The organism is Sphingomonas faeni (assembly GCF_040407565.1).
GTDB classification, from domain to species: domain Bacteria; phylum Pseudomonadota; class Alphaproteobacteria; order Sphingomonadales; family Sphingomonadaceae; genus Sphingomonas; species Sphingomonas faeni_F.
On record NZ_JAPZPR010000002.1, the window covers coordinates 496,696 to 515,971 of the forward strand.

18 protein-coding genes are annotated in these 19,276 nt (G+C 65.9%); 9 read left to right on the forward strand and 9 right to left on the reverse strand.

The genetic code is table 11. The annotated features are described in order from the left end of the window. Nucleotides 1-19: 19 nt before the first annotated feature. The 4 genes from O6Y00_RS06690 to O6Y00_RS06705 form a co-directional block, all read right to left on the reverse strand. A complete protein-coding gene (locus O6Y00_RS06690) occupies nt 20-931 on the reverse strand; it encodes an amino acid--[acyl-carrier-protein] ligase (RefSeq protein WP_353441819.1) in 912 nt (303 codons plus the stop codon). Next, complete coding sequence (locus O6Y00_RS06695; protein WP_353441820.1) at nt 931-2,142, reverse strand: acyl-CoA dehydrogenase family protein; 1,212 nt, start codon at nt 2,140-2,142, stop codon at nt 931-933. The genes O6Y00_RS06690 and O6Y00_RS06695 overlap by 1 nt, the downstream gene beginning before the upstream one ends. Further along, nucleotides 2,132-2,383: an acyl carrier protein gene (locus O6Y00_RS06700; protein ID WP_353441821.1), complete on the reverse strand. Its 252-nt coding sequence runs from the start codon at nt 2,381-2,383 to the stop codon at nt 2,132-2,134. Before O6Y00_RS06700 ends, O6Y00_RS06695 begins: the two co-directional genes overlap by 11 nt. A gap of 118 nt (nt 2,384-2,501) precedes the next feature. Continuing rightward, nucleotides 2,502-3,332, reverse strand: coding sequence for a WecB/TagA/CpsF family glycosyltransferase (locus tag O6Y00_RS06705; protein WP_353441822.1), 831 nt, complete (start codon nt 3,330-3,332; stop codon nt 2,502-2,504). A 190-nt stretch (nt 3,333-3,522) separates the two neighbouring features. On the opposite strand from O6Y00_RS06705, the gene O6Y00_RS06710 reads away from it, so the two are divergent. Both O6Y00_RS06710 and O6Y00_RS06715 read left to right on the forward strand, forming a co-directional pair. Further along, the gene (locus O6Y00_RS06710) at nt 3,523-5,178 is read left to right on the forward strand and encodes a GMC family oxidoreductase (protein ID WP_353441823.1); all 1,656 of its coding nucleotides are present in this window, start codon (nt 3,523-3,525) and stop codon (nt 5,176-5,178) included. Then, nucleotides 5,175-6,101 (forward strand): NAD-dependent epimerase/dehydratase family protein, encoded by a 927-nt coding sequence (locus O6Y00_RS06715; RefSeq protein WP_353441824.1) that lies wholly within the window; start codon nt 5,175-5,177, stop codon nt 6,099-6,101. Before O6Y00_RS06710 ends, O6Y00_RS06715 begins: the two co-directional genes overlap by 4 nt. Here O6Y00_RS06715 and O6Y00_RS06720 read toward each other — a convergent pair. From O6Y00_RS06720 to O6Y00_RS06735, 4 genes are read right to left on the reverse strand one after another with little or no spacing between them, the layout of a single operon-like run. After that, nucleotides 6,047-7,390 (reverse strand): oligosaccharide flippase family protein, encoded by a 1,344-nt coding sequence (locus O6Y00_RS06720; protein ID WP_353441825.1) that lies wholly within the window; start codon nt 7,388-7,390, stop codon nt 6,047-6,049. The two genes, O6Y00_RS06715 and O6Y00_RS06720, sit on opposite strands and share 55 nt — an antisense overlap. Further along, nucleotides 7,380-9,047, reverse strand: a complete 1,668-nt coding sequence (locus tag O6Y00_RS06725; RefSeq protein ID WP_353441826.1) for a glycoside hydrolase family 44 protein — start codon at nt 9,045-9,047, stop codon at nt 7,380-7,382. Before O6Y00_RS06725 ends, O6Y00_RS06720 begins: the two co-directional genes overlap by 11 nt. Next, nucleotides 9,044-10,315, reverse strand: a complete 1,272-nt coding sequence (locus tag O6Y00_RS06730; protein WP_353441827.1) for a hypothetical protein — start codon at nt 10,313-10,315, stop codon at nt 9,044-9,046. The genes O6Y00_RS06725 and O6Y00_RS06730 overlap by 4 nt, the downstream gene beginning before the upstream one ends. Before the next feature lie 35 nt (nt 10,316-10,350). Further along, a complete protein-coding gene (locus O6Y00_RS06735) occupies nt 10,351-11,118 on the reverse strand; it encodes a polysaccharide biosynthesis/export family protein (RefSeq protein ID WP_353441828.1) in 768 nt (255 codons plus the stop codon). Between the two features lie 193 nt (nt 11,119-11,311). Between O6Y00_RS06735 and O6Y00_RS06740 the strand changes: the two genes are divergently transcribed. The 6 genes from O6Y00_RS06740 (at nt 11,312) to O6Y00_RS06765 (ending at nt 17,669) form a co-directional block, all read left to right on the forward strand. Next, nucleotides 11,312-13,288, forward strand: a complete 1,977-nt coding sequence (locus O6Y00_RS06740) for a GumC family protein (RefSeq protein WP_353441829.1) — start codon at nt 11,312-11,314, stop codon at nt 13,286-13,288. Beyond that, nucleotides 13,285-14,256, forward strand: a complete 972-nt coding sequence (locus O6Y00_RS06745) for a DUF6492 family protein (RefSeq protein ID WP_353441830.1) — start codon at nt 13,285-13,287, stop codon at nt 14,254-14,256. The genes O6Y00_RS06740 and O6Y00_RS06745 overlap by 4 nt, the downstream gene beginning before the upstream one ends. 124 nt (nt 14,257-14,380) lie before the next feature. Next, the gene (locus O6Y00_RS06750) at nt 14,381-14,659 is read left to right on the forward strand and encodes a hypothetical protein (RefSeq protein ID WP_353441831.1); all 279 of its coding nucleotides are present in this window, start codon (nt 14,381-14,383) and stop codon (nt 14,657-14,659) included. Continuing rightward, nucleotides 14,656-15,108 (forward strand): periplasmic heavy metal sensor, encoded by a 453-nt coding sequence (locus O6Y00_RS06755; protein ID WP_353441832.1) that lies wholly within the window; start codon nt 14,656-14,658, stop codon nt 15,106-15,108. The genes O6Y00_RS06750 and O6Y00_RS06755 overlap by 4 nt, the downstream gene beginning before the upstream one ends. Before the next feature lie 8 nt (nt 15,109-15,116). After that, entirely contained in the window at nt 15,117-15,689 is a 573-nt protein-coding gene (locus O6Y00_RS06760; RefSeq protein WP_435368593.1) for an RNA polymerase sigma factor, read from the forward strand. Nucleotides 15,690-15,797: 108 nt separating this feature from the next. Then, complete coding sequence (locus O6Y00_RS06765) at nt 15,798-17,669, forward strand: copper resistance system multicopper oxidase (RefSeq protein ID WP_353441833.1); 1,872 nt, start codon at nt 15,798-15,800, stop codon at nt 17,667-17,669. On the opposite strand, the gene O6Y00_RS06770 is transcribed toward O6Y00_RS06765, so the two are convergent. After that, nucleotides 17,614-18,033, reverse strand: coding sequence for a hypothetical protein (locus O6Y00_RS06770; RefSeq protein ID WP_353441834.1), 420 nt, complete (start codon nt 18,031-18,033; stop codon nt 17,614-17,616). The two genes, O6Y00_RS06765 and O6Y00_RS06770, sit on opposite strands and share 56 nt — an antisense overlap. Before the next feature lie 85 nt (nt 18,034-18,118). Here O6Y00_RS06770 and O6Y00_RS06775 point away from each other — a divergent pair, with 85 nt between their 5' ends. Beyond that, nucleotides 18,119-18,889 carry a copper resistance protein B gene (locus tag O6Y00_RS06775; protein WP_353441835.1) on the forward strand — a complete coding sequence of 257 codons (771 nt, stop codon included), beginning with the start codon at nt 18,119-18,121 and terminating at the stop codon, nt 18,887-18,889. The last annotated feature ends 387 nt before the right edge of the window (nt 18,890-19,276 follow it).

Consider the following 19,276-nt stretch of genomic DNA (forward strand, 5'->3'; position numbering starts at 1 on the left):
CCCCCCCAAGCATCATCTCTCAACCCAGGCAGAGCGTCTCGCGCACGCCGGCGGGCCAACTGTCGATAGCAAAGCCGTGATGGCGCAACAACGCCAGCGTGAGACGCTCCATGCCGAACCCGACGCACGCGGTCTGCGCGGCGTCGCCATCGGCGGTCCGCATCCCCCAGGTATCGCCGAAATAAGTCATATGGTAATTGAAGCTCAGGCACGCGGTCGGTTCGAGAGCGTCGTTCACCGGAATGAGCAATTCGAACTTCAGCGTCTGGGCCCGCTGGCTGTCGGCCATCAACTTGCCCGCACGACCGAAGAACGCGTCGTTGGCGATATCGACCGTGAACGGTAGTTCGAGATCGCCGACGAAGCTCTGCGCGCGCTCGATCCATCGTTCGCGGAACGCCAGCACCTGATCGGCGGTGCCCATGCGGACATATTCGCGCATCCGGAAAAGCTGCAACCGGGTCGGTTCGAGCGACGGCTCGTGTCGGAAGCAATAGGATTCGACGTCGACGAGATGGCCGTCGGCCCCGAGCGGCCCACGTCCGGCGACGATCGGGTAGACCGGGTAGCAGGCCGCCGGGGTCATCACGATCTCGGCGGGTTCCTGCCCCTCCAGCCAGTTCTCGCCACGCTCCATCTGGCCGAGCAGCGCACGATGCGCGCGATCGTCGCCGCAGAAGCAGTGCACGCTGCCCGCGAGATGCGGGAAGTTCTTCATATAGCCGCTCTTTTCGAACGTGGCCTGGGCCATCGCCGGCGGAAACCGCATGGTCTCCGCGCCGTCGGCGGCACCCAATCGGGTGATCTTGGCTTCCAGGCCCGCATAGATACGCTCGAACGTAGCGCTCCGTCCCCAAAGCCCGTCGACCCCGGTCGGAAACACGATCCCTTCGGCGATCAGTCGCTCGCGAAAACCGGTCTGCATGTCCATCAGAGTCTCCCCAGCGCGGATCGCTGCGCCAACAGCATCGCGCCGGTGTTGGTCGCGATACGGTCGTTGTTGATCATCAATTGCGCCGACAGCACGTCGCGCAGGTTACGGCCGACGCTGTATTCGGTACCGTTCTTGTATCCCGCCATCCCGCAGATCCGCATCGCCTGCAGCACCGCCTCGTGACACATTTCCGACACGTCATGCTTCAGCATATTGAGCGTCGTCGCGCGGACCATGCCAGACGGCCAGCCAGCCTCGTCCTCGGAGACGACCACGCGATCCGAACCGAGCGCATGGCTGGCGTCGTAGCGTGCGAGCAGGTCGGCGATCCGGCCGTGCATCGATTCGAGCAAGCCGACCGCCTTCATCAACCGTCCCGCACCCGGCGGGATCGTCCCCGGCTGGCTCCGGGCCTGGGCCCGCACGAAGGTCCGCGCGCGGCTCACGGCATCGGCGGCGATCCCCGTCCACACCCCGGCCCAGAGCATGTGCGACACCGGCGTCATCGTCTCTGCCGCGATATCGGCGAAGTCGGCGGGCAGGATCTGGTCGGCCGTCCCGGACGAGGCGAAGGTGAAGCCCGTGCTGCACGTCCCGCGCATGCCGAGCGGATCCCAGCCGCTGGTCGATGTCATCGTGCACTCGGCCGCCGGAACGGCGACGAGCACCTGGTTCGATCGCGCGGCATCCGGCCCTGCGCGCGCGGTGACGAGAAACAGATCGGCATACGCGCCGTAAGATACCGTCGGCGCCTGCTTGGTAAGCGTGAACCGCCCGTCCGCAACCTCGATCGCGCAGACGCTGGAGCGCATGTCCCCGCCGGTCCCGACCTCGGACGTGATCGACGCGACCAGCATCTGATCCACGGCAATGCGACGCGCAAGATCACGATACCAGTCGTGGTCCAGGCCATATTCGAGCACGCATGCAACCTGGATCTGATGCATCGCGAAGATCATCGCCGTCGATCCGCACGCGCCGCCGAGCCGTTGCGCATGCCCGGCGATCGTCGCCATCGTCGCGCCGAACCCGCCCAGTTCGACCGGCACCATCATGCCGAGCAAACCCTCCGCGCGGAGCGCGGCGACCGCTTCCGCCGGGAAGCGCCCGTCGCGATCCACGGCATCCGCATGCGCCGCCGCGACAGCGACGACACGCTCGACCGCATCGTTCACACCGGCAGCGGGGAACGCAGGATCATGCAGCATGATCGTCGCCCTGCAGGGAGGCGATGACCCGACGCAGCGAGGAAAGGCTGCGGAACGTCGCCCGGTTGAGCAGGTCGTCCGGGAATTCGACCTCGAAGGCCTCCTCGATCGCCAGCATGACGGTCACCGTGGCGAACGACGTCAAACCCGCCTCGAACAGGTCCTGATCCGACGTGAGGCCCGCCGCAGGCACTGCAAGCCCGCCGACGTCGCCGAGGATCTTGCGAAGCTGTTCTTCCATCATAACGCCCTTGATAAATGTCGTGTCGCACGTGCCGTTCGTTTCGGCCCGCCGGAATAACGATGTAGCTTCCGATGGCGCGGCGGCGGATGCCGCCCTCGCCCCAACCCCGGTCCCGTCATCGCCGCCGCCGCAAATCGGTCAGGACCGACGCGAGGAAGCCGACGCTGCTTGGCCCATAGCGCGCGATCATGCGCTTGGGTTCGAGCATGATCCGCCAAAGCCATTCGAGATTGAGCTTCACCATCAGCGCCGGCGGCATCGCGGTGATCCCGAGAACGATCTTGAACGACTGCCCCACGCACAGTGCCCAGCACGGCGTCAAAAGCGCCCGATAGCGATGGACGAAGACTTCGCTTTGCGGCGCACCGACGCACAGGAAGAGCAGCGTGGTTCCGAACGCGCCGATCCGCCCGACCAGATCCGCGCAATAGGCCGGATCGTTGCCGAAGCCGAAAGGTGGCACAAGCGTCTCGACGGCCAACGTCGGCGCGAGTGCGGCGAGCCAGTCGCGGATTGCGGTCGCCGTTTCCTGCGTGTCGACGATCAGGAAGACGCGGTGCCCTTCGAGGCGAGACATGTCCGCCATCATGCGCGCGACCACGTCGCGGCCCGTGACGCGGCCAGGTAGCGACTGCCCCCGCATCTGCGCGTAGCGGAAGACCGGGAACCCGTCGCACACGATGATCTGCGCGCCCTGCATCGCCGCGGCGAACTCGGGATCGGATCGCATCGCGGCGACATGCTGGATATTCGGGGTAACGAACAGTCCGACCCCGTCTCGAGCGGACCTGGGAGTCGTCAGCATATAGTCGACGCATTCGTCGACCGTGAAATCCCGCAGTCGCATGCTCAGCAGCGGCGTCCGACGCCTGCGCTCGACGCCGGTATAGGGCGCCGGAGTCTGCTGGTCAGGCGAAGCCCATCTATCGCCCGACTGTTGTTCCATTGTCGTGTCCCAAGCGAATCGTGTAACGCCGTATCCCTACGGCAAGGATGTGACACGGCAAGTCACTGTCAACGCACGCTAGAGTCGGGGAATTAATATTTTCCTGACACGACCGCACGGTGACTGTCCTCATGATCGTCCCGTGTTTCCGATTAACCTGCGCTAAGCATTTGTTCGATAGGCGCCATGCATGATCACTGACGCAAATGATATCCTCGACACGGCAGCGTTGTCGGCGACGATCTGCATCGTCGGGGCCGGGCCGGTCGGGATCGCCCTGGCGCTCACGCTCGCAGATCGGGGAATCGACGTCCTGCTGCTCGAGGCCGGCGGCACCGACAGGACCGACGACAGCCAGGATCATTACCGCGGCTCGGTCGCCAATCCGGCGATGCACAGTCCGCTCGATGAATATCGCGAACGGCGCCTGGGGGGATCGTCGACGATCTGGGGCGGCCGCTGCATGCCGTTCGATCCGATCGACTTCGAGGATCGCGACTGGATCCCGAACAGCGGCTGGCCGGTCGAGGCAGGCGCGCTCGCCGCCTATTACCCGCAGGCGAACCGACTCTGCGAAGCAGGCGAATTCGCGTACACGGTTGATAGCGCGTTCGATCGACCGACGCGGCCGATGATCGCCGACTTCGCCGGCAAGGATTTTTCGACCGATACCCTGGAACGGTTCAGCTGCCCGACGGACTTCGGCCGACGCTATCGCGAGCGATTGCACGCCTCGCCGCGAATCACGCTGGTCCTCAATGCAGCCGTCACCGATATCGAGACCGACACCGCTGGCGGCGTCGTCACAGGTCTGGCGGTCCGCAGTGCGAGCGGCGCAAGAATCGCGGTGGCCACAGACCATGTCGTGCTCGCCGCGGGCGGGCTCGAGACCACGCGATTGATGTTGGCAAGCAGCAAGGTTCATCCGAACGGCATCGGCAACGCACACGATGTCCTCGGCCGCTATTACATGTGCCACATCGCCGGAACGATAGGCATCTTTGTCGCCGCCGGCGGTGAGTCGGCGGTCTGGCACGGCTATGACGTCGCCGACGACGGCACCTATTGCCGCCGCCGGTTCGCGCTCGACCCTGCGGCGCAGCGCGCGCATCGCATCGGCAACTTCGTCGCGCGGCTGCATCACCCGCGGATCGCCGATGCGCGGCACGGCACCGGGATATTGTCGGCCTTGTATCTCGGCCGGTTGCTGGTCCCACGCCAATATCGCAAACGACTCGACGATGCCGACCCCGCCGGCGCCGCGGGCACCGTTCGGCACATGGCAAACATCATCCGCGATCCAGTGGGCGTCCTGCGCTTTGCCGGCGGCATGCTCGTCGGCCGCAAGCTGGCCGGCCGCAAATATCCCTCGATCATCGTCCGTCCCCGCAACGGCAGCTTCAGCCTCGATTTCCATGCCGAGCAGGAGCCGAACCGCGACAGTCGCGTCCGCCTGGGCAGCGATCGCGATGCGTGGGGCGTGCCGCGGCTCGCGGTCGACTGGCGCTACACGCGAGGCGACGTGACCACCGTCCAGACGGCCCTCGCCTTGTTGGCGCAAGATCTCGATCGCTCGGGCTGCGGGCATTTCGACTATGATCCCCAGGATGTGGAGACCGAGATGACCCGTTACGGCGCGTATGGCGGCCATCATATCGGTACGGCCCGGATGGGCGACGATCCGCGACATAGCGTGGTCGATGCCGACTGCCGCGTCCATGGGATCGCAAACCTGCATGTGGCCGGCGCCGCCGTCTTTCCGACATCGAGCCAGGCGAATCCGACGCTGACCGCGGTGGCGCTCGCGCTTCGTCTTGCCGATCGCCTCACAGAGTTGGTCGCATGATGCGGGTTCTGGTGCTGGGTGCCGACGGATTTGTCGGTCGTCGCGTGATCGATGCGCTCGACGCCTCCGACTGGGCGATCCCGGTGGCGGGGGTTCGCCGGGTAAAATCGGGCGGATCGGTCGAGCGGGTCCTGCTCGATGCCACGGATCGTTCGTCGCTTGCGTCCGCGCTCGACGGTATCGACGCGGTGGTGAACGCGGTCGTCGGTGCCGCGCCCACGATCCTCGCCAACGCCGGGGCGGTTGCGGCGACCGCCGGGTCGCGCCGGATCGTCCACCTGAGTTCGATGGCGGTCTACGGCTCGGCGGTCGGCCGAATCGCCGAAGACGCCCCGCTGCTTGCCGACACCGGCGCATACGCCGCGGCGAAGGCGAAGGCCGAGCAGTGTCTCGCCGCGTGCCAGAACCTCGCGCTGCTTCGCCCCGGTTGCATCTACGGTCCCGGCAGCGGCCAGTGGACGACGCGCATCGCGGACCTGCTCAACGCCCGCCGGATCGGCGATCTCGGCGCCGGCGGCGATGGCTGCAGCAACCTCGTCCATATCGACGACGTCGTCGCCGCGATCCTTGCCGCGGTGCGCATGGCGGACAGGGGCGCGTTCAACCTGGCGATGCCCGGCGCACCCGACTGGAACAGCTATTTCTTCGCCTTCGCGCGTGCGCTCGGCGCGGTCCCTGTCGCGCGCGTCCCGGGTTGGCGCCTGAAACTCGAAACCAAGCTGCTGGCCGTGCCCTTCAAGCTCGCCGAAAAGACCGGCCGGCTGCCGCCCGCGATTCCGCCGTCGCTGGTGAGACTATGGGCGCAGGATATCCGGCTCGACCCTACCCGTGCCGATGCGGTTTTCCAGATCGACTGGACGCCGCTCGATCACGGTGTTGCCGGTGCCGCGGCGTGGCTCTCGCGACCGCGCACCATCGCATAGAGCGCGCCAAGCGGTACGAAGCCGAAGCGCCGCTTTGCGACGATCGTCACGCTGATCGCGTTCACCACCATCGTCAACGACACCGCCAGCGCGGCGCCGTCGGCCCCGAGCGGCGGAGCCAGCAACGCCAGCCCGACGATCAGCGCGATCAGCGCGAGGATGTTGATCTTGAACAACGATGTCGCGTAGCCGGTCATCCCCAGCAATTCCGGGGTCGTCGTCGAAATCGTCGCCGCAAGCTGACCGACGATCAGGATCCGCAACGTCGAGGTGGCGACGACGAAGTTCGGCCCGAACAGGGCGAGGATACGCGACGATTCGATCGTGATCAGCGCGATCGGCAACAGCGACAAGGCAAGTGCATACCCGAGCGCCCGCGCGACTTCCCGCTTCAGCCCCTCCCTGTCATCGAGCGCGTACAGGCGCGCGAACCGCGGCGATACCATCGACGCGACGCCGCCGACGAACATGTAGATCACCAGCACCACGCGCCAAGCGATCGAATACAGGCCTGCCGCCTCGGTCGGCGCAACGATACCGAGCACGAACGTCGGCGCAGCGCTGATCAGCAGCTGGACCAGTTCGAGGCTGAACAGCGACAGGCCCGTCCTGAAGAGAGCGGGGGGCGGGATCGGCACAGCGTCGCTGGCATCGTCCTTGGCGGGCACCGACCGGAGCAGGATCGTGCCACCGATCAGCATCGCCACGGTCATGCCGAACGTGATCGCGCCCAGCGCATGCGCGTCGCTCATCGGCATCAGCACGGCCGTCGCGCAGAACACCGCCGGCCACAGCCATGTGTAGACCGTCTGGCTCAACGTCACCCGGTGCAGCCCCGCCAGCGCACCGGCCGCGACGTTGGTCAGGTTTTGCGGAATCACCATCAGCGCACCGATCATGAACAGCGGCACCATGTCCGGCTTGTGCAGCACCATCGTTGCCAGCGGCCACGCGATCGCGGCGATCACCGCACTGACAACCAACGAAGCCAGCGCGACCAGAACGAAAGCGCGGACCATTGCCCGACGGGCGCTGTTCGTATCGCCACGTGCCAGCGCGCGTGCCATTTCCCGCGTCAGCGCGCGGTCGATCCCAAGGCGGCCAAGCCCGGCCGCAAAGGTGATCGTACCGAAGACGATATAGAACGCACCGACCTGATCGAGCGGCAGCCTGAGCGCGATCAACAGATGCATGCCGTAGCGGAACGGCAGGTCGATCAGGCGCGTGCCGGTAGTGACCAGCGACCCGCCATACTGCGCTTTCAGCCGGCCAAGACGTTCAGCGACCATGCTTTTTGCCAAGAGTCGTGGGTTTCAGGACAAACATCGTGACGCTCTGCATGGGAAGTGTGGCGGAGAAACGGCCGGCCTCGAACCGTGCGGTGGCCAGCGGTGCCAGCGTCCCGCGCGCGAGCCGCGCTCCTTCGACGGTTCCCGCAAGGCCATAGCCCGCAAGCGACAGCACGACCGGGGTCACGCGATCGAGTCGCTTGTTGATGGCGACGATCGTCAGCGCCCCGTCCCGCGCGCGAACCGCGGCGAACGTCGCGACCGCATCTGGGTCAGGCGATCGTGCGGCAACGCTCGTCTCGCCGAAACCTGCGCCCTGTCCGTCGTAGTTCCGATAGAGTTTCATCGCCAGATAGGTCGGCGTCCCCCGTGCCGGCGCGACCCAGCGATTGGCCATGTAGAGCCCCTCGCGTCCGAAGATCCCGAGAATGTCCGCCTGTGCGGTCGCGCCGTTCATGTGACGCTCGCCGCCCCAGTTATATTCGGTGATCGCAAGCGGCGTCCCTGCGCGGTAATAGCGCGACACCCACTCGCGGAGCCGGGGGATCAGCATGATCTTGTCGTCGATCCAGCTCGTATCGCGGTACTCCGGGTCCCAAAGCGACCGCGTGGATCGGTTGCGCAGGCGTTGCATTCTCGGCGAGACATCGTCGCCATTCTCGCGATACTCGCCGCCCTGCGGATAGTAATGCACGCTGACGACATCGACCGGATGCCCGGCTGCACGCCACTGCGTCAACAACCACGGCAGCACGTCCATGCCGCCGGTCTGGTCGCGACGGTCGGGCAGATCGTCATAGCCGTGCGCATCGCCGATCTGCTGGTCGAAGCCGCTGTAGCGATAGCCGTTCCAGCCCCATTCCTCCGGCGCGACGATCCGCGCCGACGGATCGACCGCCTTCACCGCCTTGGCATAGTCGACGACCATCGCCGCCAGCTCGCGGGCATGCAGACCGACCGGCCGAACGTCGCGGTGGATATCGTGCCACCGGCTCGGCTCGTTATCCATCGCGTAGAAGCGCACGCCGCCGTCCGCCGCGCTGCCCCAGCGCGCGACCAGGCTCCTCACCCAATCTTGCTGCTCGTCCCGGTTCGTGCGGCGTGCGGCGTCGGTCGGATCGTTGCCCGTAATCGGCGTGCCATCGGGCCGCAGACCATTGCCGGCATCGGCGAACCCGTTGCCATCGTGCGTCTCCTGCGCGCCGTACCGCGAGAGTGCGAAGCTGGCGCGCTTGCCGCCGTCCGGTCCGAGCGTTGCCGCCCAACCCGTCATCGGCACGGTCAGCATCGCCGCGGCGCCGCCAGCCCGCGATCGCTCGACGAACCGCGTGCCGTATTGCGAGCGATCGTCGGGCGCGATCGGCAGGCTTTCGAAATACCAGTCGCGCCCCGCGTTCCTTGCCTCACTCCGCCAGTCGTACAGCGACGCGCTATTGCCGCCCGCCCGGTTCACCGGACCCCGGAGGTCTGCGAGCGTTGCGGCATCGCCGAAGCTGACGCCGTAGATCAGCGGACTGATCGGATGGCGCTCCGCGTTCACGTCGACGGTGATCGCGATCGGGTCGCCCGAATCGGATGTCGCGGTTGCCGGCAGGCAGGACCCCGTCACCAGCAGCGTGGCAAGCGCGGCAGCGCACGTGATCCGCCGCCGGCTCACTGACCAACCATCGGTCGCCGGCGTTGCTCGATCGCGAACACCGCGATCGCCAGGATCACGGTGAATTCGCCCGGTGCCAGCGTCATCGGATAAAGTTCGGAGATCAGCACAGCGTATAGCAGGTAATCCTGTAACGCGCCGAGGAACGGATCCTCCCCACCGCCCCGCGCCTGCCGCACCAGGAAGAGGCCGCGGACGGGGATCGCCAGGATCAGGGCGGCGCCGAACAGACCATATTCGAACACCACGCCGACCCATGTGATATCGGCCAGAAAGAAGAAGTGGTTGAAATAAGTCATCAGCCCGGCTGGATCGACCGGACTGATCGTCCCGACGCCAAACAGCCAGCGCAATGGATCGGTGCCGAGGAAACTGATCGCCTTGATCGTGCTGATCCAGCGGACGTCGAACCCGGAACTCGAGTCGGTGCTGAATACGGAGGCGACATAGGGGACCGAGAACAGCGCGGCGAGCGCGACCGGGATCAGCGCGATCAGGGCCACGCGCACCCGCGGTGATGCCGCCGCGAACGCGGTGATCGCGCCCACCGCCGCAAGCCCGAGCACCGTCGATCGTGTCCGGACGATCCCCATTGCCATGGCGAAACCGATCCCTGCCAGCACGAACCAGATGGGTCGCCGGGTGACGAAAAATCGCCGATAGCAGTAGAAGATACCGATCAGGCCGAAATACATCGGCATGCGGATGCGGTTGCCGCGGTTGTCGTTGCTGAGGATCGGCGATTCACCGGTGACGTAATGGCTCTTGTACCAGGATTGCGGCGCCGCCGCCCACAGCAGCAGCAGGATCAGCGCGGTGATCGCCGCACAGATGAGAAATCCGGCGGCCACCTCGCGCATCGTCGGCCGCAACCAGCGGAGAAACCCCAGGAACGAGAAGAAATACAGGAGCGGCAACAGCTTTATCTGTGCTGCAAGCCCGATGAAGAACGTCTGCTGGAATGTCCCGATCGCGACGAACGTCGGCACCAGCGTCAGCCAGACGCAGCTGATCAACACCTGCCGCGCCGCGGTCGGCCGATCGCCGGCCAGCAGAAAGAAGGCCAGTGGCAGCGAAACGATCGGAAACACCTTGGACAGCGCCCAGAGCGGGGCCAGATCCTTCACATAGTGGAAGCTCTGCCCGAACAGCGGCAGCACCGCGACCAGCGCGGCCACCCGGCTCCACCGTAACGCCGCCGACTCGGAACGATGCGTTTGGAAACCACGCCCGTCCAGATCGCCCCGGGCGTCGACGCGGCCAGCCACGGCCCGATTCGACCGGATGGCAAGCGGGGCTTGGCTCACCGCGCAGGGACGGTGTTCACCGTGCCGTTGCCGATGCTGTAATTCAGGCTCCGGCTGAACGGGAGCAGGCGGTTGATATACTGGTCCACCCAGACGTTCGCCTCCGCGATCGACGACTTGGGCACGAACACCACCTCCTGCGCGTGCAGTGGCTCGATCCCCGTACCGACGCCGTGGCGGAGGTAATCGCGCAGATTGACGTAGCGCAGGATCGGCGTGCCGTCGGCACCCCGGCGGATGATGACGATCCGCTTCGACTTCGCGGTATCCAGCAGGCCACCCGCGGCGATCACGGCCTGTAACGGATCCATCCCGCTCGCCAGCCGCACCGCGCCCGGATTGCGCACTTCACCGCCGACGAAGACGCTGGCGCCGTATTGGCGGATCGTCAGCGACGGACGCGCATTCTCGACGATGCCCAGCCGACGCAGTGCCGCACTGATCGTCCCGGTCGCCTCGTCGACGGTGGCGTTGGCGAGTACGATATTGCCGACCTGAGGCAGGGTGAAACGCCCGTCGGGACCAACCGGACCGTCATGATTCAGTTCGGCATTATAGGGAAAGGTCACCGACAATTCGTCGCCTGGACTGATCCGATATTCGGGAGCGACGGCTGCAACGGACCGGTTCGCCGCGGCATCGCGCGTCTGTGCCGGCACACCGGCCGGAGCGACCGCTGCCAGGACGATCCCAGCGACTGCGATCGACGCCCGCGTATTGGCGGCGGCGACAGACCGACGGCGAGGGTGGATTTGGTCGCTCACGATACATCCTTCGGTACGACGTTGCTATGATGTCGTCCTAGGCGCGAACGCTTAACGGAAAAATAATCGCGCTGATAGATAAGCTTGGCGTGTCACGCAGATGGTGCGGGCTTTGGAGCGTTGCGAAACCATGCTGGACTTTTCGGCCTCGAACACTTTGCAGGACCGAACGGGAACCGCTAATCAGACGGCCTTGCGTGATCTTCTGAACAGTGCCTTCTACCATCGCCGCGTCGTTGCGATCGTCTTCTGCACGATCATCGCGCTCGGCGTCATCGCGGCAATTCTTCTGCCGCCGACCTATCGAGCCGAGGCGCGCCTCCTGCCGCTCAGTGCGGGTATCTACGACATGCAGTCGGCAAACAGCGCCCCGTCGCCGAACCAGGCGCTCGATCCGCTCGAAGTCGTCAATGTCGAGATGCAACTGCTCGCCAGCATGGAGATTCACCGTTCGCTGGTGCGCAAGGCGCTCGGGCCTGGCGCAACGACCGCCGAAGTGAATGCGGAGCTGAACGCGCTGGAAGCGAACCTCCATGTCACCAAGGCGACCGACGCCAACGTCATCGAACTGAGCTACACCGCGCGCGATCCGGCCAAAGCCGCCGACATGCTGCGTCGCCTGCTTGCCGAGTATTTCGAGGCCCGGGCCAACGTCCTGACGTCAGGGCGCGTCGCGTTCCTGGTCGGACAGCGCGACAAGGTGAAGGCACAGCTCGATGCCGCCAATGCCGGTATCGTCGTCTACCAGCAGCAGAACAACGTCGTCGATATCGCCGCGCAGATCGCCGGCGCGGTCCAGCAGGACGACCTGCTTCGCCAGCACAAGCTCGATGCCGAAGCATCGCTCGCCGATGGACGGCAAAGCGTCGCCACGCTGCAATCGGGTGCGCGCAGCGTCCCCGCGCAGGTTGAACTCTATTCCGACAATGCCGAATCGGCGCGTACGATCGGCGAGATGCAGGCTCAGGTCCTGCAGTTGCAGAGCCGCCGCGCCGATCTCGCGTCGCGCTACATGGCCGGCGCGCCGCTCGTCGTGCAGGTCGACAAGCAGATCGCCGGGCTGCAATCCGCGATCGCCCGCCAGAAAGGCAACCTCGTCGCGACACGACGAACCGGCCGCAATCAATATTATGACTCGTCGCAGGATCGCCTGACCCAGGCCAAGGCAACCATCGCCGGCGAAGCCGCGCGCAGCACCGCGCTCAATGCCCAGATCGGGGCGTCCCGCACCCGCCTGAACCAGCTGATCGCGATCCAGGATACGATCTCGCGCTTGCGGCTCGACCGCGACGTGCTTGCCGACACGTTCCGCACGCTGTCGACGCAGGTCGAACAGGCCCGCGTCCAGCTTAACCAGACCACGAGCGCCGGCAGCCCCAACGTCCGGATCATCGAGGCGCCGACCACGCCCAGCAAACGAAGCAATCCGCCGATGCTGCTGGTCGCGGGCAGCATCGTCGCGGCGATCATGATCGCCGGCGCGGTTCTGCTCGTCCTCACCAGCCTGCGCGATACGTTCCTGGCACCGCAGGAAGTGGAGCGGGTGCTGGGCCTGCCCGTCCTCTATGCACCGTTCCAGCGCCGCGACGGTGCAATCGGCGCGGGCCGGCGAGACTTCGGCCGCCTGATCGCGGCCATCGACGGCCATGGCCCGCACAGCGCGCGTACCGTATTGCTGCTCGCGCCGAATTCCCGCCGGAGCTTGCAGGAGGCTGCCTTGGGCCTTGGTGCAGCGCTCAACAGGCGGACGCCCGGCCGCGTGATGCTCGTCCGCTTCGCCGACGGCGCGCCGGTGCCCTCGACGGGGAGCGAAATGCAGATCGACATGGTGGAGGGGATGGCGACCGGCGTCATCGGCACCGCGGCGTGCTCGAACCGGCGCCTCGATGCCAAACTGCTCGCCGATCTGGCGTCACACTTCGACTATGTCATCGTGACGGCCCCGCCGACCGCGACATCGTTCGAGAGTATCGAACTGTCCACCGCGGTCGACGCGGTCGTGCTCGTGCTCGATGCCGAAGGCACGCGCCGGCCGGTCGCGCGGGACCTCGTTCTCCAGACCACCAATGCGGGATCCGGCATCCTCGGCGTGATGTTGCTCGGCAGGCGACAGCATATCCCGCAATTGCTCTATCGCCTGCTCATCGAACGCCGGTCCCCCACGCCATGACGATTAGTGCCATTCTGCCGTTGAAGACCAAGGGTCGTCACTACGCCGACAACATCGCGCGGTGCGACATCCTCTTTTCGTCGCTGCGTCATTTCGCCGGGGCGTCGCTGTTCGATCGCATCCTGATCGTCGTGCCGCATGACGAGTTCGAGGCGGCCCAGCATTATGCGAAGGCCTGGAGCGACTTTCCAGTCGTCGTGGTCGACGAGTCGACACGCTTTGCGGCGTTCAAGGATTTCAACGCGCCGCATCAGATCCGTCCGTGGCACCGGCAGCAGATCATCAAACTGGCGGCCGGCGAGATGGTCGATACCGAATATTTCATGGTGTTCGATCCCGACGTGTTCGCGCTCCGCCCGTTCGACGAGGCGACCTTGTTGCCCGGCGGGCGCGCCCTCACCCATTATCAATCCCGGGCGCGCGAAGCGCGGTATTGGGAAGCATCGGGGGCGCTGCTCGGCGTCGAACCGCATCTCGAGCGCAGCGCGCTCTGGTGGACGCCAACCTTGTTGTCGTCGACACTGTGTCGCTCGCTGCACCGTCGGCTCGAGGAGCAATATAGCGAAGACTGGATGCGCGTTCTGCTCGCGCGCTACATGGTCGACTGGACCGAATACACGCTTTACTGGCTCAACGCCGAACGCGAAGGCCTCCTCGATACCTATCATGCGCCGCCCCTGCCCGGGATGCCCGAACTGCACGCCGACGAAAGCGTATGGTTTGCCGGTCGTGACGGTCAGGGGCTGGCCAACTGGGATGCGGCCAAGCATCTCGGCGATGACGGTCAGGGCCTGTTTGCCGTCATCCAGAGCAACACGCGGATCTCGCCGACGACGATCGCCGACAAGCTCGCGCCGTTCATCCCGATCACGCTCCAGCCCTATGACCGGCATCACAGCCTGCGACTGAAAGCCGTCGAGCTCTATTCCGCGGTCAGTCGCAGGATCCTGCGAACCCTCGCGCGCTGAGCGTTTCAGGCTCGGTCCTGAACCGACCTTTTCGGCAGGCGCGCAACAATCGTCCATGCGCCTGGAAACCGTTGAGGGATTGCCCCGCCGAATGCGTATGGCTGCAAGGGGAATGGAGCGAGCGATGCAGGATTCTGTCGATCAAGGACTGGCGCGACTGGCGACGATGCAGGTGCCCGCGTCGCTCGACGATATCGAGACGATCGTCTTCGCGACGATCGACGAAAACGCCCGCGACCGCGCAGCCGGCCGCATGATCGGCGCATGGTCCGTGGCGATGGCGCTAGCGCTCGGGTTGGTCGGCGGTACCGGTTTCGGCATTGGCGTGACGCCCGCGCAGGCGGCGAGTCCGATCGGCATAGATGGCGCGCTGGCGCCGTCCACATTGCTGCTCGGCCGATGACCGCCGCATTCCGGCGCAACGCGTTGATCATCCTGTGCACGTTTCTCGCGGCGATCGCCGGGGTGCTGGTGGCCGGTGCTCTGGCCGGCGGCTGGCTCAGGTCGCCGAGCTCGCATGGCACCGAACTGCATGCGCTGCTCCACCGCGACGTGACGCTCGACGCGCAGCAGGAGGTCGCGCTCGATGGGCTGGAGGCGCGCTTTGCGACCCAGCGCACCGCGCTCGAGGCGCAGTTGCGCGCGGACAATGTGCGCCTCGCCGCCGCGATCGCGCGCGAGCATGACTATGGTCCCGCGGTCGCCGCGGCGGTCGATCGATCGCATCGCACGATGGGCACGTTGCAGAAGGCGACGCTCGCGCATGTATTCGCCATGCGCCGGCTGATGCGTCCCAGCCAGACGGCGGCGTTCGACCGGGTCGTGGTGCGGGCGCTGACTCCCGCCCCGTGAGGGGCCCGGTGAGCGCCGGCTCCGACGCCCTCGAGGACGCCGAGCTGGTCGCCCGATATCTGACGGGGCCACCGGCCGGACGACAGCCTGCGTTCGCCGGCCTGATGCGACGCCACAAGCAACCGCTATACCGCCTGATCGTCGCACAAATCGGCGACCCCGACGACGCGCTCGACCTGTTGCAGGAGAGCTTCGTATCGGCGCACGCGGCACTCGGACGCTATGACCCGAGCCGGTCCTTGCGAGCATGGCTGGCGCGCATCGCGATCAACAAATGTCGCGACTGGCATCGGCGGCGACGCGTCCGCCATTTCCTCGCGCGCGTGCTGCCCATCGAGGCGGGCGAACGGATCGCCGATACCGCGCCGGACGCGCAGGCCCATGCGATCGACCGGGACGACCTCGCACGGACGCTCGCCGGAATCCGCCGGCTGCCCGCGATTCTCCGCGATCCGCTGATACTTTGCGCGATCGAGCAATTGAGCCATGCCGAAGCGGCAGAGGCGCTCGGTATCACCGTGAAAGCGGTCGAGACCCGGGTGCGGCGCGCGCGGGCGCTGCTGGACGCGGATCGCGCCTGACAGGCGCCGATCGCGTCGGCGGGCGATAAATCCCGTGCCGGCGTGAGGGATTGGCGCCCCGCAGCCGTATGAACGATACACGCCATCGCTGCCTGCCCGAGGATCCGCATGACCCGACTGACCCGCCGCCGCTTCCTGCGCGACGCCACGCTTGGCGGCGGCGCGCTTGCGGCGCCCTGGCTGCCGGCCTGGGCGCAACCGGTTTCGGCCGGCATCGCAGCTCCGCTCCCGACCGTCTCCGGCACCGATATCGCGCTGACCGTCGCGCACCAGATGATGACGATCGACGGCAAGCCTTCGCATGCGATCGGCATCAACGGCACCGTCCCCGCGCCGTTGATCCGGTTGAAGGAGGGGCAGACCGTCCGCCTCACAGTGACAAATGCGCTCGACGAGGAGACCTCGATCCACTGGCACGGGTTGCTGGTGCCGTTCCAGATGGACGGCGTGCCGGGGATCAGCTTCCCCGGCATTCCGGCGCGCACCATTTTCACCTACGAGTTTCCGGTGATCCAGGCGGGGACCTATTGGTATCACAGCCATTCGGGGCTGCAGGAGCAGATGGGGCATTACGGCCCGATCGTGATCGATCCCGCCGGGCCCGATCCGATCCTGTCGGACCGCGAACACGTGATCGTCTTGTCGGATCACAGCCCGCTGCATCCACACGCGATCTTCCGCAAGCTGAAGCTGCAGGGCGGCTATTTCAACTATCAGAAGCAGACCCTCGGCGGCCTGCTCGCGGGCAGGGACCAGCCGGCCGGCGAGCGGCGGATGTGGGGCGGCATGCGGATGGACCCGACCGACGTCTCCGACGTAACCGGCGCAACCTACACCTATCTGGTCAACGGACACGGCCCGGCGGATAACTGGACCGCGCTGTTCACGCCCGGCGAGCGCGTTCGGTTGCGCATCGTCAACGCCGCCGCGATGACCAATTTCAACGTTCGCATACCCGGGCTCACGCTGACGGTCGTGCAGGCCGATGGCCAGAACGTGAAACCCGTCGCGGTCGACGAGTTCCAGATCGCGGTCGCCGAAACCTACGACGTGATCGTCGAGCCGACCGAGCCCCTCGCCTACACGCTGGTCGCCGAGGCGTGGGACCGGTCGGGCATGACTCGCGCGACGCTGGCGCCACGGGTCGGGATGACGGCGCCCGTGCCTGCCCTGCGCAAGCGTCCGCTCGCGACGATGAAGGACATGGGAATGGGGATGCACGGCATGGCCGGCATGGATCATGGCGCGATGGGCAGTGATATGACCGGCATGACCGGGATGGACCATGATGCCACCAAGGTGGATTCCGTTCCCGAGGTCTGCCTGCCCGAACATGCGGCGATGGGGCATTGCAAGCCTGGCCGACCGCTCGGCGGCGATCCGGCGATGCCCGGGATGAGCGATGCGATGCGCGACGTCTCCAACGCACCCGGCCTGCCCAGGACGCCGACGGTACAGACCGTCGCGCCGATGCCGGTCGATCGCACCGGCGAGCCGCCGCAAGGGCTAGACGACGCGGGGCACAAGGTGCTGGTCTACCGCGATCTGGTGGCGCTGGCGCGCAACCCCGACCTGCGCGCGCCGTCGCGGCAGATGCGGATCCACCTCACCGGCAACATGGAGCGCTATATGTGGGCGTTCGACGGGGTGAAGCTGAACGAGGTCAAGGCGCCGATCCCGTTTCGCCACGGCGAGCGCGTTCGCGTGACCTTGGTGAACGACACGATGATGGCGCATCCGATCCACCTGCACGGACATTTCTTCGAACTGGTGACGGGTCACGGCAATCATGCGCCGCGCAAGCATACCATCAACGTCGCGCCGGGCGGCACCGCAACCTTCGACCTGACCGCGGATGCGGTCGGCGACTGGGCGTTCCATTGCCACATGCTCTATCACATGCATGCGGGGATGATGCAGGTCGTCACGGTGCGTCCCGAAGTGGCGTTCCTCGAACGCGACTCGGGAGCGGCGGCATGAAAATGCTGCCCCTGCTTCTCGCGACCGCCGTGATAACGCCAGCCACCACAACGCCGGTCAGCGCGCAGATGCACGACATGCGCGGGATGACGATGCCGGGCATGGCGATGTCGCACGAACCGACGCCGCCTAAATCCAGGGTCACACCGAAAAAACCCGCCCTGAGAAAACCCGCGTCGGCGCCGGCCAGGACACGAAAGGCCACGCCGGTCGCCGATCGTGAAAATCTGACAAAATCCGCCGGGTCAGCCGTAGGCGTTTCCTCGACAGTCTGTCCGTCCGATCCCACCCCCATGGGCCATTGCAAGGCGAGCGCGGTCGACGACACCGCATCGTCGCAGACAGGATCGGCGATGCCCGGCATGGCGATGCACGAGGTCGCGGCTCCCTGCTCTTCGAAGCACGCTGCAATGGGGCATTGCACTGTGCCAACCGCGGGAACGGCACCGATGTCGGCACCGGCCGGCACCGATCAGGACGCCGGCGATGCGCGGCCTCCTGCACCGCCGACCACGCTGGCGGCCGCGCGCTTCTATGATCCTGCGACGATGGCGATGGCCAACCGCATGATGCGCGACGAGCATGGCGGCATGCGGTTCAGCCAGATCCTCTTCAATCTCGCCGAGGTGCAGGTGCGCAACCGTCGCGATGGCTATCGTTGGGACGGCACGGGCTGGTTCGGCGGCGACATCGACCGGTTGGTGGTAAAGTCCGAGGGCGAGGGGACATTTGGCGATCGTGTCGAAAACGCCGAAGTCCAGGCGCTGTATTCGCGTACGCTCGATCCCTATTGGAACCTGCAGGCCGGTATCCGTCAGGATTTCACGACAGATGCCAAGCGAACCTATGCGGTGGTCGGTGTCGAAGGGCTCGCGCCGTACTGGTTCGACGTCGAAGGCGCGCTATTCCTCTCCAACAAGGGCAACATCCTCGCGCGTGTGGAAGCCTGGTACGATCAGCGCATCACGCAGCGCGCGATCCTGCAACCGCGCATCGAACTGAACCTCGCGGCGCAGGATATGCCGGGCAGCCGGATCGGTGCGGGACTGTCGACCGCCGAACTCGGGCTGCGGCTGCGCTACGAGATCAAGCGCGAGTTCGCACCCTATGCCGGCGTGTCGTGGGAGCACCGCTACGGCGAGACGGGGCGCTACGCCCGCGCCGACACCGAATCAACCGGCGGGATCGCGTTGGTGCTAGGCACCCGGGCCTGGTTCTAACCTGGTCCGCCGTCATGATAGGGACCAACTCGCGCGCGCATCTCGCGATCGAGATTGCCGCGGCTTATCTGGCGCGCGGTTGGCCGCTGTCCCCCCATCGGTCGCGATGTCCAACGCGGTAGCAATGCGTTTTTAACATTGGTGTTCCGGTCAGATCACCGATGTTGTTTCAGTACGTCCAGGCTTGCGAGAGTGTCGTGTGTCTAGGTTGAAGTTTGAGTGTCGATCGACGCACTGCATTCGGATGCTATGTGCCGGAGCAGAAACGCAAAAAGCCTCCGCGGGTGTTCCCTTGGAGGCGTTGCAGATTAAGATGGTTGCGGGGACAGGATTTGAACCTGTGACCTTCAGGTTATGAGCCTGACGAGCTACCGGGCTGCTCCACCC

Bases quoted from the DNA above. Each gene is read 5' to 3' on its own strand.
- O6Y00_RS06690 (WP_353441819.1), bottom strand. From the start codon at position 931: ATGGACATGCAGACCGGTTTTCGCGAGCGACTGATCGCCGAAGGGATC.
- O6Y00_RS06695 (WP_353441820.1), bottom strand. From the start codon at position 2,142: ATGCTGCATGATCCTGCGTTCCCCGCTGCCGGTGTGAACGATGCGGTC.
- O6Y00_RS06700 (WP_353441821.1), bottom strand. From the start codon at position 2,383: ATGGAAGAACAGCTTCGCAAGATCCTCGGCGACGTCGGCGGGCTTGCA.
- O6Y00_RS06705 (WP_353441822.1), bottom strand. From the start codon at position 3,332: ATGGAACAACAGTCGGGCGATAGATGGGCTTCGCCTGACCAGCAGACT.
- O6Y00_RS06710 (WP_353441823.1), top strand. From the start codon at position 3,523: ATGATCACTGACGCAAATGATATCCTCGACACGGCAGCGTTGTCGGCG.
- O6Y00_RS06715 (WP_353441824.1), top strand. From the start codon at position 5,175: ATGATGCGGGTTCTGGTGCTGGGTGCCGACGGATTTGTCGGTCGTCGC.
- O6Y00_RS06720 (WP_353441825.1), bottom strand. From the start codon at position 7,390: ATGGTCGCTGAACGTCTTGGCCGGCTGAAAGCGCAGTATGGCGGGTCG.
- O6Y00_RS06745 (WP_353441830.1), top strand. From the start codon at position 13,285: ATGACGATTAGTGCCATTCTGCCGTTGAAGACCAAGGGTCGTCACTAC.
- O6Y00_RS06750 (WP_353441831.1), top strand. From the start codon at position 14,381: ATGCAGGATTCTGTCGATCAAGGACTGGCGCGACTGGCGACGATGCAG.
- O6Y00_RS06755 (WP_353441832.1), top strand. From the start codon at position 14,656: ATGACCGCCGCATTCCGGCGCAACGCGTTGATCATCCTGTGCACGTTT.
- O6Y00_RS06765 (WP_353441833.1), top strand. From the start codon at position 15,798: ATGACCCGACTGACCCGCCGCCGCTTCCTGCGCGACGCCACGCTTGGC.
- O6Y00_RS06770 (WP_353441834.1), bottom strand. From the start codon at position 18,033: ATGCCGGGCATCGCCGATCCTGTCTGCGACGATGCGGTGTCGTCGACC.
- O6Y00_RS06775 (WP_353441835.1), top strand. From the start codon at position 18,119: ATGTCGGCACCGGCCGGCACCGATCAGGACGCCGGCGATGCGCGGCCT.